The 16,334-nt window shown below is 57.8% G+C and carries 13 protein-coding genes; 8 read left to right on the top strand and 5 right to left on the bottom strand.

Translation table 11 applies throughout. The annotated features are described in order from the left end of the window. Window positions 1-3 precede the first annotated feature (3 nt). Window positions 4-1,974 (bottom strand): transketolase-like TK C-terminal-containing protein, encoded by a 1,971-nt coding sequence (locus QWU00_RS07275; RefSeq protein WP_035378907.1) that lies wholly within the window; start codon window positions 1,972-1,974, stop codon window positions 4-6. Between the two features lie 269 nt (window positions 1,975-2,243). On the opposite strand from QWU00_RS07275, the gene QWU00_RS07270 reads away from it, so the two are divergent. Both QWU00_RS07270 and hemA read left to right on the top strand, forming a co-directional pair. Continuing rightward, on the top strand, window positions 2,244-2,720 hold the full coding sequence (locus tag QWU00_RS07270) for a hypothetical protein (RefSeq protein WP_035378983.1): 477 nt from the start codon (window positions 2,244-2,246) through the stop codon (window positions 2,718-2,720). A gap of 108 nt (window positions 2,721-2,828) precedes the next feature. Beyond that, on the top strand, window positions 2,829-4,106 hold the full coding sequence (gene hemA, locus QWU00_RS07265; RefSeq protein ID WP_035378905.1) for a 5-aminolevulinate synthase: 1,278 nt from the start codon (window positions 2,829-2,831) through the stop codon (window positions 4,104-4,106). A 136-nt stretch (window positions 4,107-4,242) separates the two neighbouring features. Here the strand turns inward: hemA and QWU00_RS07260 are convergent, their stop codons facing one another. Then, complete coding sequence (locus tag QWU00_RS07260) at window positions 4,243-5,019, bottom strand: DsbA family protein (RefSeq protein WP_006557572.1); 777 nt, start codon at window positions 5,017-5,019, stop codon at window positions 4,243-4,245. A 234-nt stretch (window positions 5,020-5,253) separates the two neighbouring features. On the opposite strand from QWU00_RS07260, the gene QWU00_RS07255 reads away from it, so the two are divergent. Together QWU00_RS07255 and recA are read left to right on the top strand one after the other, a co-directional pair. Then, window positions 5,254-6,633, top strand: coding sequence for a gamma-glutamyltransferase family protein (locus tag QWU00_RS07255; protein ID WP_262411368.1), 1,380 nt, complete (start codon window positions 5,254-5,256; stop codon window positions 6,631-6,633). 269 nt (window positions 6,634-6,902) lie between these two features. Continuing rightward, entirely contained in the window at window positions 6,903-7,925 is a 1,023-nt protein-coding gene (gene recA, locus QWU00_RS07250) for a recombinase RecA (protein WP_035378901.1), read from the top strand. Between the two features lie 63 nt (window positions 7,926-7,988). Here recA and QWU00_RS07245 read toward each other — a convergent pair whose 3' ends face one another. After that, entirely contained in the window at window positions 7,989-8,507 is a 519-nt protein-coding gene (locus tag QWU00_RS07245) for a GNAT family N-acetyltransferase (RefSeq protein ID WP_035378899.1), read from the bottom strand. 92 nt (window positions 8,508-8,599) lie between these two features. Here QWU00_RS07245 and QWU00_RS07240 point away from each other — a divergent pair, with 92 nt between their 5' ends. From QWU00_RS07240 to ypfJ, 4 genes are all read left to right on the top strand, one after another. Next, complete coding sequence (locus QWU00_RS07240) at window positions 8,600-8,959, top strand: winged helix-turn-helix domain-containing protein (protein ID WP_035378897.1); 360 nt, start codon at window positions 8,600-8,602, stop codon at window positions 8,957-8,959. A gap of 78 nt (window positions 8,960-9,037) precedes the next feature. After that, on the top strand, window positions 9,038-10,582 hold the full coding sequence (locus QWU00_RS07235; RefSeq protein ID WP_035378981.1) for a glucan biosynthesis protein: 1,545 nt from the start codon (window positions 9,038-9,040) through the stop codon (window positions 10,580-10,582). After that, window positions 10,558-12,723, top strand: a complete 2,166-nt coding sequence (gene mdoH / locus QWU00_RS07230) for a glucans biosynthesis glucosyltransferase MdoH (protein ID WP_052051241.1) — start codon at window positions 10,558-10,560, stop codon at window positions 12,721-12,723. Before QWU00_RS07235 ends, mdoH begins: the two co-directional genes overlap by 25 nt. Window positions 12,724-12,943: 220 nt before the next feature. Then, window positions 12,944-13,813: a KPN_02809 family neutral zinc metallopeptidase gene (ypfJ, locus tag QWU00_RS07225; RefSeq protein ID WP_035378895.1), complete on the top strand. Its 870-nt coding sequence runs from the start codon at window positions 12,944-12,946 to the stop codon at window positions 13,811-13,813. Window positions 13,814-13,901: 88 nt separating this feature from the next. On the opposite strand, the gene QWU00_RS07220 is transcribed toward ypfJ, so the two are convergent. Both QWU00_RS07220 and nagA read right to left on the bottom strand, forming a co-directional pair. Then, window positions 13,902-14,855 carry an aldo/keto reductase gene (locus QWU00_RS07220; protein WP_035378977.1) on the bottom strand — a complete coding sequence of 318 codons (954 nt, stop codon included), beginning with the start codon at window positions 14,853-14,855 and terminating at the stop codon, window positions 13,902-13,904. 338 nt (window positions 14,856-15,193) lie between these two features. Beyond that, window positions 15,194-16,297: an N-acetylglucosamine-6-phosphate deacetylase gene (gene nagA, locus QWU00_RS07215; protein ID WP_035378893.1), complete on the bottom strand. Its 1,104-nt coding sequence runs from the start codon at window positions 16,295-16,297 to the stop codon at window positions 15,194-15,196. Window positions 16,298-16,334: the final 37 nt, after the last annotated feature.

Here is a 16,334-nt window from a genome sequence, read left to right as displayed (position 1 = left end):
CTTTTATGGTCTTGTCAGTAACGGTCCCCGAGCGCGTGCCCGAGGCTGGTCCGGCGCGAACGAGGAAGCTCCCCGTGCAGCGCCCGAGGCAAAAAGGTGATGCTCCACCTTTTCACAGATCGCTTCAGCAGTAATGCCGAAACGCTCATACAATGCGTTGGCCGGGGCAGACGTGCCGAAATCATCCATGCCAACAAAAATTCCTTCCGGGCCAAGCCAGCGTTCCCAGCCAAAGCCGGATGCGGCCTCAATCCCTATCCGTAATCCCGCTCCTCCCAGAACTGCACGGCGGTACGTGCCGGGCTGGGCGGCAAACAGTTCCCAACATGGGATGGATACCACCGCAGCGCGGATGTTCCGCTGCGCCAGATGGTGCGATGCTTCAAGCGCAATGGCAACCTCTGGGCCGGAGGCAATCAGCGTGACCTGCCGTTTTTCCGGACTGCGGATAACGTAACCGCCACGGGTTGCGCCCCCCAAGACTGCGGCCGGAAAACGGAGGGGTGTGTTCTGGTGGGGACACAGCACCAGAACAGCCGGGCCACCCTGCCAGTGGAGAGCGGCCTCCCAGCATTTGAAGGTTTCCTCTGCGCTGCCGGGGCGGAAAACGGCCAGATTAGGGGTGGCGCGCAGGCTGGCCAACTGTTCAACCGGCTGCCACGCGCCGCCGCCATCCCCAAGGGCCAGACCGTCTCCGGTAAGAAGATACAGCACTTTCTGGCGCATGAAGGCCGCCATGCGCAGCGCGGAACGCATGCGGTCCACGGTCATCATGCTGGCGGCGGCGCAAGCCAGCATACCACCATGCAAGGCAAGACCGTTGAGCATACCAGCCATGCCGTGTTCTTGAATGCCGCACTCCCGCCCTTTGGCCAATGCCACGGGCCTTTGCCATCCGGCAGTATTCTGGTCAGAGGGAGGCGCGTTCTTGGCGGAGGCTGCGGTAAGGCAGGTCAGTTCCGGCAGGATATCCGATAGAGCATCCAGCCCAGCCAGCCCGGATTCCTGAGTGGAGGTTTCCAAGGCGGTGCGCATCCGCCATTCCCATGCGCGCTGCCAGTCTTCATGGAACAGCGTGGGCGGGCGGGCTGTCTGTTCGCGTTCAAAGGCGGTGCGCTGGCGGTGCCGGGCAAAGCGGCGCAACCAGGAGCGACGGGTGGAAGCGCCGCGCCTTGCCGTGGGGCTCCACGGGCCAGTCAGTTCTTCTTCTGGCGGAAGATCTGGGCCAAGGGGAGAGAGTGGAGCGGCGGAGGGCAGGCAGGCAATCAGCGTTGGTTTGCGGGCCCGTAATGTTGCGGCCAGAGCGGAGGTGATGGCGGGAAGATTGTCGGCCTCCACCTTGCGCACCGTCCAGCCAGAGGCACTGAACCGTGTGAGCGAATCGACAAAATCAGCAGTATCCGGTTCTGAAGGCGGTGCGACCAGCACGGCCAGACGGTCCAGCCCGAAGCGGCCCGCCAGTTGGGCGGCTTCCATCGCAACACCTGTGGCAAGGTCCGTATCCTGCGCCAGAACCCACGTGCGATGATTGACCAGAGAGCGGCCAAACCGGCGGCAAAGAGCCTGTTCAGCCAGAGCCATGCCTGCGGCGGCAGCTACCCCCTGCCCTGCCGGGCCGGGAGCCACTTCCACCGCAGGATGACGACCATATTCAAGGGGAACAGCAGCGTGTTTTTTCTCGCCTGTCAGGCGCAACATGGCGCGGAGCAAGGGCTGCATGGTGGTGGAGGGCACCACAAAACGGTCCCGGTCCGGCCAGTCTGGTGCTGCGGGATCAAACCGGAGCACCCGGCACCACAGGGCTGTTACGGGCAGGCACATCAGTTCCAGCACCGCGCGGATATGGGCTGGCAGGGTTTCCGTGCGGAGTAACTGGCGCGCAGCGTGGCTCATCCGCACAACGCTGATCTGTTGAGCGGAGAGGCCTCCTTCCTCATTGGAAAGGAGATGGTCTGTCGAAAGGGCTGTTGCCATTCGCCTGCCTCAGGTGACGGGCCTGTCATGACGACCGGTCTTCTCATCACTGCATTTTGGTCAATAAAGGGGTGTGGAGATTTGAGCAAGGGCTCATCCACATAACCGAATGTACACAAGCAAAGGCCAGAAAAACGACAACAAAACGGCAGACGGGCGTGATTTTGGCCTGTCTTTATGAGGGTGTTGCCTTGCGTTGGGCGCAAAGGAGCGCGAAAGAGAGAGAAAGACCACTCTACTTTTTCAGCCTGCTCGGAGATCTGCCCCTCATGCCCTCTGTTTCCTGTTTTGCAGAAAGGCGGCCTGTTGTGCGGATCATGCTGCTGGCAGGCGTTGCGCTGTGCCTGAACGGGTGCAAACTGGTGGACCAGAAAACCTTTAATCCGCAGGCAGGCATACCGCCCAAACCCTATATTCCGCCGCCGCCGCCCGGCCCGCCCCCTGTGCCGCCGCTGGTGGAACTGGTGGGGGGCACACCTTCTGAAGAATGGGCAGCCCCAGTTGACCGGATGGTGCATGAGGCACTGGCACGGAAGCCAAACATTCTGTTTGTGGTAAAATGTCTGGTGCCGGCGTCTGGAAAAAGCGAACTTGATCAACTGACACTGGTGCAACTGGTGCAGGGTGATGGGCAGGCCGTGACAAAAGAAATTGTCAAGGCAGGAGCGGCTCCTGAACAAGTGGAAATAACCGCTATGCCAGATTCGACCGTGACGAAGCCGGTCATCAGGGTGTATGTGCAGTAAAGCTTACACCATTATGTGAAGTCATACTGTAAAAAGACACCGGCCAGACGGCCGACGGGCCATGCGCCGTGCCCCGACCGTTTCTGACGACGCGAGGAGAGTAGTAGCGTGGGATTGATCAAGAACGCCCGGCATCCGTTTTATGAACATTGCCATTCGGCGTTGAACGAGATCAGGCAGCAAGGACGGTACCGCACATTTACACCGCTGGCGCGACTGGCTGAGCGTTTTCCCCTGTATGAGGAAGAAGTTGCCGCCGTGCCGGAAGGGCGTGAAGTGGTGGTGTGGTCAACCAATGACTATCTGGGCATGGGCGTGGTGCCGGAAGTGCAGGAAGCGGCCATTGCGGCTATCCGTGAGCACGGCGCTGGCGCAGGTGGCACCCGCAACATAGCCGGAACCAGCCCGCTGCACACGCAGCTTGAGGCGGAACTGGCATCGCTGCATGGCAAGGAAGCGGGCCTGCTGTTTGTTTCCGGTTATGTGTCCAACCAGGCCAGCCTGCAAACCATCCTGACCTCCATGCCGGGCTGGATCTGCTTTTCAGACCGCATGAACCATGCGTCCATGATCGCCGGTATCAAAGGGGCCCGCGGTTCTCAGACCGTTATTTTTGAACATAATGATCTGGCTGATCTGGAAGCCAAGCTGGCGGAAGCCCCAGCGGAAGCCCCCAAGTTGATCGCGTTTGAAAGCGTGTATTCAATGGATGGGGATATGGCGGATATTGCCGGTATCTGTGCGCTGGCGCGCAAATACAATGCCATCACCTATCTGGATGAAGTACACGCCGTCGGCCTGTATGGCGAAGAAGGCGGTGGTGTTTCCCAGCGTGATGGCGTGGCGGATCAGGTTGATATTATTGAAGGCACGCTGGCCAAGGGATTTGGCGTGCATGGCGGGTACATCACGGCTTCAGCCGAGATTGTCGATTTCCTGCGCTCCACGGCATCTGGCTTCATTTTCACAACAGCACTCCCTCCGGCTGTTGTGGGTGCTGCACTGACCAGCGTGCGCAAGGTCCGTGCTGAAGGCTGGCGGCGTGAGAAGATGTTTGAGCGGGTGAATACCTTCCGCCAGCGTCTGCGTGCGGCGGGTATTCCCTTCACCATGACGCCCAGCCACATTGTGCCGGTGCCGATCGGGGATGCAGAAACCTGCAAGCGCATCAGCCGCCGCTTGCTGACGGAATATGGTCAGTATGCCACCCCCATCAATTATCCCACGGTTGCCAAAGGCACGGAACGTCTGCGGCTTACGCCGGGGCCATTCCACACTGATGAGATGATGGACGAGATGGTGCGGGCGCTTTCTGTCCTGCTGCGGGAAGAAGGGGTTATTCCCGGCCGTTCAGCAGCGGAACGTCAGACAGAAAAAGCAGCCTGAGTTTTACGTAAGAAAAAGCCGGAAAGTTGGTGGCAAAAGCCGGGTGGAGGAAACACCCCCGGCTCCGCTGAAGCGGACTTTTCAATCAGCTCATAAAAAAGGCCTCATCCCACACGGGACGAGGCCTTTTTTGCTATCAGCCAGCTTTACGCAGGCGTCCAAGAGCTGCTCTCAGTTCATCATAGGAGACAGCGCCGGGAATGATTTCCTTGTCTCCGATAATGAAGGTGGGGGTGCCTTCAAGATCTATGGAGCGGGCGAGTTCCAGATTATGGCTGGCTGCGGCAATGACCTTGGGGTTTTTCATGTCAGAAAGCAGGCGATCCGGGTCTAGCCCGACATGGAGCGCAATGCGGCGAATCCGGTCTGTGGAGGCGCTGGCGGGGTCTGCCATCAGAGCTTTCTGGAACGGCACATAGGCGTTCTGTAATCCGGCAGCCAGAATGGCCTGCGTATCCATCACGCTGTTGGGGCCCAGCACAGGGATGACCTTTTCAACCAGCTTCAGGTCAGGCTCGGCGGCCACCAGCTTGTCCAGATCGGCCAGAACCTTGCGGCAGTAAGGGCAGCGGGGGTCATAAAATTCCACCACCTTCAGTTTGCCGTGTGGGTTGCCCAGCACAACGTCCGTCGTGCTGTCTCCAAACTGGGCAGGATTCTTGTGCACGGCTTCAAGGGCTGACGTAGCTTTCTGCGCAGAAGCTTTGGCCTGTAATGCCGTGATAGCATCTGACAGGATAGAAGGGTCCGTCTTCAACGCATTGCGCATGATCTCAACAATTTCAGCGCGTTGCGTGGGAGTGAAGCCACTGTCAGCCGCGCGCGCTGGGGCTGCGGTGCTGCCAAGCAGAAGAAAACAGGCGGCCCCGGCAAGGGCGAGTGGCCTGAAAGAGGAGGAGATCAGCTTTTTCATGGTTTTTCACCTGTAAAGCAGAACTGGTGGGATGGGAATGCAGTGTGGGCATGCTAACAGAAGGCAGGAAATGACACGGACGTGTTGCTGCCTGTGCGGAACAGGGTTATCGGAAGAGAACCGTGCGCCCCTTTGCGGGCAGACCAGATGAAGTGGAGACATCAAGGCGTGCCCGAGCGTTTCAGAAAGACCCGTTCAGCCCGGCTTGCGCCGTTATTTTCAGGTCAGGCCCGCATGGCGGCGCTTATGATGACCTGTTCCCTATCGGCTTGTGGCCTTATTGGGGGGCACAAGGATCCAGGCGCCCCTGTGGTCACAGGCTTTGTGGGAGAAGTGGCGGCGGATGAACCCCAGGCCGCCCTTGTTGCCCGTGATGTGTTAGCCAAAGGGGGCAAGGCGGCAGATGCTGCGGCCGCCCTTGGCATGGCGTTGTCTGTCACCCTGCCCTCCCGTGCGTCTCTGGGTGCTGGCGGGGCATGTCTGGCCTGGAAGCCGGGGCAGGAACAGGGGCAGGCTTTTGTATTTCTGCCAAAAGCCGGACAGGCTGATGCCAAGGCTGATCGCCCGGCCGCAGTGCCCATGCTGGCGCGTGGCCTGTATCTGATGCAACTGCGGTACGGCAGTGCGGATTTTGCCGATATTCTGGTGCCGGCGCGCAATCTGGCCACGGATGGTGTGCCTGTCAGTGGGCTTCTGGCGTCTGATCTTGCGGCTGTGCAGTCTCCCTTGCTGGCGGATGAAAAGGCCCGCGCCATTTTCAGTAATGGCAACGGCAGTGTGCTGAAGGTGAGTGACCTGATGGTGCAGCCGCGCCTTGCCGGGGCGCTTGAGCGGATGCGGATTGCGGGTGTGGGCGATCTGTATGGAGGCTCACTGGGACAGACATTTGTGCAGGCCGCACAGGCTGCGGGTGGCGGTTTGACCTCGTCTGATCTGCGCGACAGTCTGGCAACGGCTGAACAGCCGCTCATGCTGAGCGCCGATGGCGTTCAGATCAGCTTCCTGCCGCCGCCGGCAGATGGTGGGTTAGGAACAGCCGCAGCCTTTGCCGGTGGTCAGGGTCATGCCACGGTACGGGGCGAAACTGTTGTATCCGGCTGGCGTGCACGGCAGGCCGGTAAGGGCGGCAGCGCGAGTGTTGCGGATGCGCAGGCTCTGCTTACTTCCGGCAGCTTGCCCAGTGGGTCCGCTCTGCCTCCTCTGCCTGCCTCAACCTCCTTTGTGGTGACGGACCGACAGGGAGAAACGGTAAGCTGTGCTCTGAGCATGAATAACCTGTTCGGTACCGGACGTGTGGCAGGCTCCACGGGTATTGTGCTGGGGGCCTCGCCGCAGCGGCGGCCGCAACCTTTGTTGACGGCTGCTATTGCTCATCGTGGATCGGTGCAATTCCGCGCTGCTGCAACGGCATCTGGGCAGAATGTGGCCGCTGATACCGCTGCGGTTGCCTTGCAAGCCGCATTGGCCGGAGGGCGGCCGGAAGTGACATCAGGGCCTGGGCGGGCCAATTTTGTATCTTGCCCTGCTGGTTTGCCGGGGGATTCCGGCAAATGCTTTGGCTGGACAGACCCGCGCGGTTCTGGTCTGGCCATATCGTCTGACCGGCAGAAATAATATTTTCTGGTTATGGCGAAACAGGCGGCTTCGGCCGCCTGTTTTTGGCTTGAATTGTTCTTATTTTGTTCTAAATAAAATGGAACAGAACCAGAGGTCTGACACTGTGGAGTCTTTCTCGCGTGATGCTCGTCATTGCGGGGGGCGGCGTTTTTATGGCAGGTCTTGAGAAAAGCGCGTTGGAATAAAAGCTTCAGTCTGAGGCTTCTTGTCCCCAGCGTGAGATGCGCCTTTGGCCGGAGCCGGAGGCAACAGGGAAAAGGTGAAGCATGGATAAGGCAAAAGCCCTTGAAGGTGCACTGGGGCAGATTGAACGCGCTTTTGGCAAAGGCTCCGTTATGCGTTTGGGCCAGCGCCCGCGTGAACAGGCGGATGTAATTCCTACCGGTTCTCTGGGGCTGGATATTGCTCTGGGTATTGGTGGCCTGCCGCGTGGCCGCGTGATTGAAATCTATGGGCCGGAAAGTTCCGGTAAAACCACGCTGGCGCTGCATGCCATTGCAGAAGCGCAGAAGCGCGGCGGCACCTGCGCCTTTATTGACGCCGAACACGCGCTGGACCCCGGTTACGCAAAAAAGCTGGGTGTGGATGTTGATAACCTGCTGATCAGCCAGCCAGATGCTGGTGAACAGGCGCTGGAAATTGCCGATACGCTGGTACGCTCCGGTGCCATTGATGTTCTGGTCGTGGACAGTGTGGCGGCTCTGGTCCCGCGTGCGGAACTTGAAGGCGATATGGGCGACAGCCACGTGGGCCTGCATGCCCGCCTGATGAGCCAGGCGCTGCGCAAGCTGACAGGCTCGGTTGCCCGCTCCAACACCATGATGATCTTCCTCAATCAGATCCGTCTGAAAATCGGGGTCATGTTTGGTAATCCGGAAACCACAACGGGCGGTAACGCGCTGAAATTCTACGCTTCTGTGCGCCTTGATATCCGCCGGGTCGGGTCCATCAAGGACAAGGACGAGGTTGTGGGTAATCAGACGCGTGTGAAAGTGGTCAAGAACAAGATGGCTCCGCCGTTCCGGCAGGTGGAATTTGACATCATGTACGGTGAAGGCATCAGCAAGGTCGGGGAACTGATCGATCTTGGGGTCAAGGCCGGTGTGGTGGAAAAATCCGGCGCATGGTTCTCTTATGACAGCCAGCGCATTGGGCAGGGGCGTGAGAACTCCAAGCAGTTCCTGCGTGATCACCCTGAAATGGCGGCGGATATTGAACGCAAGGTGCGTGAGCACGCTGGCGTTGTGGCAGAAGCCATGATGACCGCGCCGGAACAGGAAGAAGAGTAAAACCCGCCTGAAACCTCAACCCGAAACGTGTGAGAGGTTTTTGGAGGCTGGTAAGCCAGCCTCTCAGGGGGAAACCGGGCGGCTGAGAAGGCTGGCTTCTGCATCATAAGAGGCCAGTACTGCCCGTTCTGCTTCTGAAATTGCTTCTGGCGCAAAACCCTGTTTGCGCCAGAATGTCTGGGCATGCCGAGTAGATGTCAGGCTTAGCAGCGGTACACCGAGCCTACGGGCCGCGTCTTCTGCCAGCGCAATGGCCTTTTGGGCGGCTCCCTGCCCTCTGGCGCGTTCTGCCAGAACCAGATCATGAATATACCAGCGGTCTGCCGGAACAGGCAGGCTTCCCAGCAGCGTGTTGAGCGGTGGGCTTATGCTGCCCCGCCACGGATGGCTGAGCATATAGCCCATTACTCCCTCAGAACCGGAAAGCACCCAACATCCCTGGGGTGCAAGTGCCAGTCGCTCTGTGAAAATTTCGTTATCTTCCGGGTAATCCGTATGCACGGTAGCCGCCAGGGCGACTGTAGCCGCAAGATCGGCTGGCATCATGGGGCACCAGATGGTATTTGCGGAAAACAGTGTCATGACAGGTTTGCCACAGCTCCGGCCTGAGTAAGAGAGAACATGAGTCCTCACATTATCATGCAAAAAGCCTTCCAGCCAAAGCAGGCAGCCTGATGCCAGAGCGGATAAGACTAACTCTGCGTGTGGATGCAGATGGCAAGGCTGCTTTGGGGCACGGTAAAATCCGCCTGCTTGAGATGCTGGCGGAAACCGGGTCCATTTCTGCGGCAGGTCGTGCCATGGGGATGTCTTATCGTCGGACGTGGTTGCTGGTGGATAGCCTCAACCAGTTGTTCAAAGCGCCTCTTGTCGCTACGCGCCCCGGAGGCGGGGGCGGTGCTTTTCTGACAGAAGAGGGTGAGGCCGTTATCCGGTTTTATCGGGCGATAGAGCAGGAGGCGTCTCAGGCCTCAGCCCAGAATCTGGACAGATTAGCGCAGCTTCTTGCGCCGGAGAGGGCGGAATGCCCTTAAAAAGCCGTAACGAAGCAACAAACCTGTCAAAAAAGTAAAACGATTATGCCGTCCATTAACGGAATGCGGGAGATTGGTGTGTCATCATCCATTCAGCGACGTGACTTAATAAAGGTTGGGGCCGGGGCCACCCTTGCTTCTCTGGCCAGTGGTGTGGTGAGCAAGGCCAGAGCGGAAGGGCTGAACGGCGCAATCGGCGCGTTTGATGATGGCACGGTACGTCAGATTGCCAAGCAGCTTGCCAGTGCACCTTACAAGGCTCCGGATCAGTCTTTGCCCAAAGCCATTGATAATCTGAACTTTGATCAGTTCCGCAGCATTGCCTATCGGGAAGAAAAGGCACTGTGGCATGGCGAGAATCTTGCTTTTGACGCCGAGTTTTTCCCTCGCGGCTTTCTCTATCGGCCCCGCATTGAAATCTACGAAGTGAAAGACGGCCAATCCGCCGCTGTTCCCTACACACCAGACCTGTTCTCCTACGGAGATCCCTCGCTGGAGGTCACGGATGATCTGGGATTTGCTGGCCTGCGCCTGCGCACGGCCATCAATACGCCGGGCGTGATGGAAGAATTCTGCGTATTTCTGGGGGCATCCTACTTTCGGGCTGTCGGCAAGGGGCAGAATTACGGTCTTTCCGCCCGCGGTTTTGCAGATGGCACGGGTGACCCAAAAGGCGAGGAATTTGCGCTGTTCCGTGCCTTCTGGCTGGAAAAGCCGCAGCCCAATGTTCAGTCCATTGTCATTCATGCGTTGTTGGATAGTCCATCCGTTGCAGGGGCATTCCGCTTTACCATCCGGCCGGGTGACACCACGGTTTTTGATGTCCAGTCCACTCTGTTCCCGCGCACCAAGATCAGCCAGTCCGGCATCGCGCCGTTGACCGGCATGTTCTATTTTGACGCCAATGACCACAACCATGTGGATGACTGGCGGCCGGCTGCGCATGACAGTGAAGCCCTGCAAATGTGGACGGGCAGCGGCCAGCAGCTTTTCCGGCCCCTGCGCAACCCGCTGGACCTCCAGTTCTCTGCTTTCAATGATGTCTCGCCCCGTGGTTTTGGGCTGATGCAGCGGCGCCGGAACTTCCATGATTTTGAAGATCTGGCTCTGAATTACGAAAAACGCCCGTCTCTGTGGATTGAACCCATTGGAGATTGGGGAGAAGGCTGGGTAGATCTGGTGGAAATTCCGACGCCCAACGAAGTGAATGACAATATTGTTTCCTTCTGGCGGCCCAAGGTGCCGTTGGCGGCGGGCAAGGAATACAGTTTCACGTATCGCATGTACTGGGGGTGGGATAACCCCTTCCCCACCTCTCTGGCTCGGATTGGGGCAACGCGGGTTGGGTCTGTAACCGATGACAAGAACGCCCGCTTCTTTGCCATTGATTTCATGGGCTCTCCGTTTGACCATCTGCCCAAGGATGCGCACTTCCATCTGGTGCCGCAGGCATCGGTTGGCACCATCCGCAATGTGGTGGTGGAACCCAATCCCAACATCAATGGCTGGCGCACCACCTTCGAGTTTGTGCCGGGGGATGAAAAACTGGCGGAGCTGCGTTGTGTTCTGGCCTCTGATACAGGGCCGGTTTCAGAAGAATGGCTCTACCGGTGGACGCCCTGAGCATGCAGGCAACGCAGGGAACCACACCGTTTCAGGCTTTGCCGCCAGAAGCCCCTCTCACCATGCCCGTGCAGGATCTGCACGCAGCACCGGATTGTGAGGGGCGGCCCCGCATACCCGTAACATCGCCGCGCACTGTTGTGTTCCGGCGGTTGGCGGTGCTGGGGTCGGCTTTTGCCCTGACGGCATACGGCGCATGGCGTACACACAAGGTTCTGGACGCCAACGGTGTCTCTACCCTTGGGTTGATCATGTTGGTGCTGTTTGTGGCGCTGTTCATGTGGATTGCGCTGGCGTTTACCTCTGCGCTGGCAGGGTTTGTGTCTCTCATTACCCGCGGTGGTCTGGGTCTTGGCATTACGCGCTCCGGCCCGTTGCCGGAACTGCGCAGCCGTACGGCTCTGTTGTTGCCAACCTATAACGAACCGCCTCATCGCGTCATGGCCGGCCTGAAAGCGATTTATCAGAGCCTGCGGGAAACCGGGCAGATGGAGGCGTTTGATCTCTTCATCCTGTCCGACACCACAAACCCGGATGTATGGGTTGAAGAGGAAGCCGCCTTTCTGGCCCTGCGGGAGCAGACAGGCGGGCATGAGAACATTTTCTACCGTCGCCGCCATAACAATGCGGAACGCAAGGCTGGGAATGTGGGCGAATGGGTGCGCCGCTTTGGCGGAGCCTATGAGCAGATGGTCACGCTTGATGCGGATTCCGTCATGTCCGGAGAAACGCTGGTGCGTATGGCTGGCGCCATGGAGCGGCACCCTACGGTCGGCCTGATTCAGACTTTGCCGGTTATTGTAGGGGGCACCACCTTATTTGCGCGCATGCAGCAGTTTGCTGGCCGCGTGTATGGACCGATTATTGCGCATGGTATTGCGTGGTGGCATGGCTCGGAAGGGAATTACTGGGGCCATAATGCCATTATTCGTACTCGCGCTTTTGCGGGGCAGGCCGGTCTGCCGCATGTGCCGGGGCGGCCGCCTTTTGGCGGGCATATTCTCAGTCATGATTTTGTCGAAGCTGCGTTGATGCGGCGTGGGGGCTGGGCCATTCATATGGTGCCTGCTCTCGATGGATCTTACGAGGAAAGCCCGCCTTCTCTGACAGATGTGGCCATTCGTGACCGTCGTTGGTGTCAGGGGAACTTGCAGCATGTGAAGGTTCTGCCCACCAAAGGCCTGCACTGGATCAGCCGTATGCACATGATTGTGGGGATCGGGGCTTATGTTACCTCCCCCCTATGGCTGGTGTTTTTGCTGACAGGTATCCTGATTTCCTTGCAGGCACACTTTGAGCGGCCTGAATATTTTGGGGATACAAAAACCCTTTACCCTCATTGGCCACATGTTGACCCAGTGCAGGCGAAATATGTGTTTATCGGCACCATGGCCATTTTGCTGGCCCCTAAACTGCTGGCGTATGTTGCCCTGCTGTTTGACCGGGTGACCTGCAAAGGGTGTGGCGGCGCTATCAGAGCCGCGGGGTCAGTTCTGGTGGAAACGCTGATTGGTGGTCTGATCGCACCCATCGCCATGCTGATCCAGACATCCGGGGTGATGTCCATTCTTTCCGGGCATGATTCCGGCTGGAATACGCAGCGCCGCGATGATGGCGGTTTTCCGCTGATGGTGGTGGTGCAGCAATATGCCAAATTCACCCTGTTCGGGCTGGTTCTGGGTATTGGCGCGTGGGTGGTTTCTCCCTCCCTGTTTTTCTGGATGACGCCTGTTCTGTTGGGTCTGGTCTTTTCCATCCCGCTGGTGGCGCTGACCAGCAGCCGTGCAGTGGGGCAGAACTTCCGTAAGGCCGGGCTGCTGCTGGTGCCGGAAGAAACATATCCGCCGGATGTGCTGAAAAAACTGGAACATGCGCAGGAAAGCGATGAAGCGCCCCAACTGCCGGATGATGCCCTGCGTGCCCTGCGTGCAGATACGAGTCTGCTGGCTGCGCACCGTGCCATGTTGCCCCCAGCCCGCAAGGCGGGTGATCCCATCAATGCGGAAAGGCTGGTGGGATTGGTGAAGGTGGAAGAGGCTTCCACGTTGGCCGCGGCAGAGCGGGCACTCTCTCCCAAGGAAAAGGCGGCTGTTCTTGGGTGTAGTGAGGGCGTGGACGCTATTTTGCGTTTGCCAGAGTAAGAGGCCAGAGCAGCGTAACAAAACAGGTTACGTGACGTTGAAAAGGCGGGATGAGCGGATCAAGGCGGAAGCATTGGCATAACAGCCAATGCCGAGAGCCGCTTATCCCGCCTGCCATATTGGCTTGGCAAATTTTTTATACCGCACACACATTGCAGACACAGTAGACTGAGAAGTAGACCGCGCAGGTCAGGCTGCGACAGAACAGGACAGAAAAACCATGCGTCTGGATGATGAACGCCAAAGCAGCAATATCGAGGACAGGCGCGGTTCAGGCGGCGGAGGGCGTGCGCCCATCCGTATCGGCAGCATAGGCGGCCTTGTTCTGGTTCTGGGCGCGCTCTATTTTGGAGTCGATCCCCGATTGGTGCTTAATCTGCTGGAGGGCGGCGCGCCGTCTGCGGGGTCTGGGTCAATGGTGGCACAGCAGGGGCCTGCTCCCGGGAATGATGCACAAAAGCGGTTCATCTCCAGCGTTCTGGCCTCCACGGAAGATGTCTGGACCACCTATTTTCAGCAGATGGGCCGCACATATCACGAACCGCATCTGGTGCTGTTTAGCGGCGGAGAGCCATCAGGGTGTGGATATGCGCAGACCTCAGTCGGGCCGTTTTATTGCCCGGCGGATCATAAAGTATATCTCGACCTCGCCTTTTTTCAGGAATTGCAGGGCCGGCTTGGGGCTGGCGGAGATTTTGCCAAAGCCTATGTCGTTGCTCATGAAATCGGGCATCATGTTCAGAATGAACTTGGCATCATGCAGCAGGCACAGACCCAGAGAAGCAGTTTGTCTGAAACGGGTGAAGGCGGTGTGTCTGTCAGGATGGAATTGCAGGCGGATTGCTTTGCTGGCGTGTGGGCCAAGCGCGCGAATGATGCGAAACAAATCTTGCAGACGGGCGATGTTGAACAGGGTATGAACGCCGCCGCCGCCGTGGGTGATGACCGGTTGCAGAAAATGGCGCGGGGTTACGCCGTGCCGGATAGCTTTACTCATGGAACGTCCGCGCAGCGGGTGCAGTGGTTCCGCCGGGGGCTTAATTCGGGTGATATCCGCCAGTGTAATACTTTTGGCAGCCCCTCTCTATAACGGAGATGCCTTTTAAAAGTCCTTTCGGGCCATGCTCTTTTGCTGCCGGTGTCTTTTCAAACAGCTTTCAAAGGCTGAAAAGCCGTTTTCAGGCGCTGGCGGTATCAAGCTCCTTGATGTCGTCCGCGCTGAGTTCCAGTTGCGCGGCTTTTGCAAAACTGGCCACGTGTTCGCGGCGGGTGGCGCTGGCAATGGGGGCAGTCACCCCCTTACGGGCAATCAGCCATGCCAGCGCAATTTCTGCCTGCTTGGCATTATGGCGGGCTGCCACGGTATCAAGTGCCTGTAGAATGGCGGTGCCGCGCGGCGTGAGATATTTCTCAATGCCTTCTCCCCGTGTGCTTTGGGCAAGGTCAGCCTTGCTGCGGTATTTGCCACTCAGGAAGCCGGAAGCAAGGCTGTAGTACGTCACCACGCCAAGCTCTTCCTTGATGCACAGATCACGCAATGCGCCATCGTAAGAGGAGCGATCATACAGATTGTATTCCGGCTGCAGCACATCGTAGCGGGGGAGAGCGTGGGTTCTGGCTGCATCCAGAGAGGCCTGTAATTGCTCGGCGTTCAGGTTGGAGGCACCTATAGCACGGATTTTTCCGGCCTTCAGCAGTTTGTCATACGCGCCAAGTGTTTCTTCGTAAGGTGTTTCCGGATCTGGCCAATGAGAGAAATAGAGGTCAATCCGCTCAATTCCCAATCGTTTGAGAGATCTCTCTACTGCTTGCATGATCCAACGTTCTGAAAGCCCTTTTTCTTCGGGCTTGCCAAGGTCTGACCCAACCTTGGTGAAAATCAGCACCTGATCCCGCTTGCCGGGATTGGCCTTCAGCCAGTTGCCGATAACAGTTTCAGATTCTCCACCTTCATTGCCGGGGCTCCATCGGGAATAGACATCTGCCGTATCAATGGCGTTGAAGCCATAATCGACAAAGGCATCCAGAATGGAAAAACTGGTTCTCTCATCAATGGTCCAGTCAAATACATTTCCCCCAAACACGATGGGCGCAATGTTCAGATCCGTTTTGCCAAGAGGGCGAAATTCCATGATATATTCCTTTTTTCTAGCCGGTTTTTCCATCCGTTAAGGCATGACAGGACGGAATAAAATGCCTTTGGCATCCGTCTGCGCACGGCGGAGCCTCTCCTTAACGCTCAGTGTTCAGGAGAGAGGTTCTCGCTGAAGAAACCAGCCACAAACATGGCACCAAAACGCACGGCGTTCTGGCTTGTTCCCTTGAGAAATCAGGTCTGCATATTATGCCAGTTAACACGCAGACATGGCAAAAAGGGGAGCTATTTGAAAAATCTGTCCACTCGGTTTTTACGTGCCAGAACGGGGTGATGTTGGTGTGCGACACGCCTGAGGGATGTTTTTCATTTAGCTCAGTGGATACGCTGGCCACCAACCCACACTTCCTGCACCATGAAACTGCTATCTGTCACCACATAGTCTGCGCGTTTCCCGGCCTCCAGTGTACCTCGATCCGTAAGGCCGAGATAGCGTGCCGGATTACTGCTGAGGAGGGCAGCGGCTTTAACCAGTGGCGTGCCTGTCTGCAAGGCATTGCGCAAGGCAACATCCAGTGTCAGCACACTCCCCGCCAGACTTCCATCAGGCAGACGTACCGCGCCGTCTTTGACAATCACATCCTGCCCCCCCAACTGGCTGGGTCCTTCCGGTAAACCTGTTGCCCGCATGGCATCTGTTACAAAAAGCAGCCGGTCTTCCATTATCTTATGTGCCAGTTGGAACGTGGCGGGATGAACGTGATGCGTGTCAAAAATCATTTCAGCATAGGCGTCACTACACATCAGGGCTGTTACGGGGCCAGGTTTGCGGCTGGTAATGGGAGCCATGGCGTTGAACAGATGCGTGGCTCCCACAACGCCTCCGGCGGTACAGACATGGCAGATCGCTTTTGCGGTCTGTTCATAGGAGGCCACCGTATGGCCCATGCTAACGCGCACATCTGCGGCCACAAATTGCAGCATGGCCTCTTCCGCATAGGGAAGTTCTGGTGCCAGTGTAACCACTTTTACGCAGCCGGTGGCAAGGGCTTCCTGTACCCGGTCTGGTGTTGGAGGAATGGCGTAAGGCGGTTGCGCGCCCAGTTTGTGGGGGCTGACAAATGGCCCTTCCAGATGCGCGCCATACACCATGGGGCCACCGGGGCATTGAGTGCGTACAACATCTGCTACAGCCCGCAGGGTATCCATCACATCTCCCCATGGCCGGGTGATGGTGGTGGGCAGAATAGTGGTGGTGCCATGGGCGGCATGAAAACGTGCAAGAGTATGAATGGCCTCCACGCCGTCCATGGTATCTGCGCCATTCCCGCCATGAACGTGGCCATCAATAAACCCTGGCAGAATATAGCGGTCTGGTACGGACGTATTGTCTGAAATATCCAGTATGTTTTCTGAAAATGTGATGGTTCCAGGCAGGATCTGATCGGGAAGAACAAGGTGTCCGCTAAGGGTGTGCATGGCAGAACTCTTTGGCTGGCAAGATAAATGTGAAAAA

Origin of the sequence: Acetobacter tropicalis, from assembly GCF_030644465.1 — a bacterium.
GTDB lineage: Bacteria > Pseudomonadota > Alphaproteobacteria > Acetobacterales > Acetobacteraceae > Acetobacter > Acetobacter tropicalis.
Note: the sequence above shows the minus strand (reverse complement) of the source record. Positions and strands in the feature narration are given on the sequence as shown.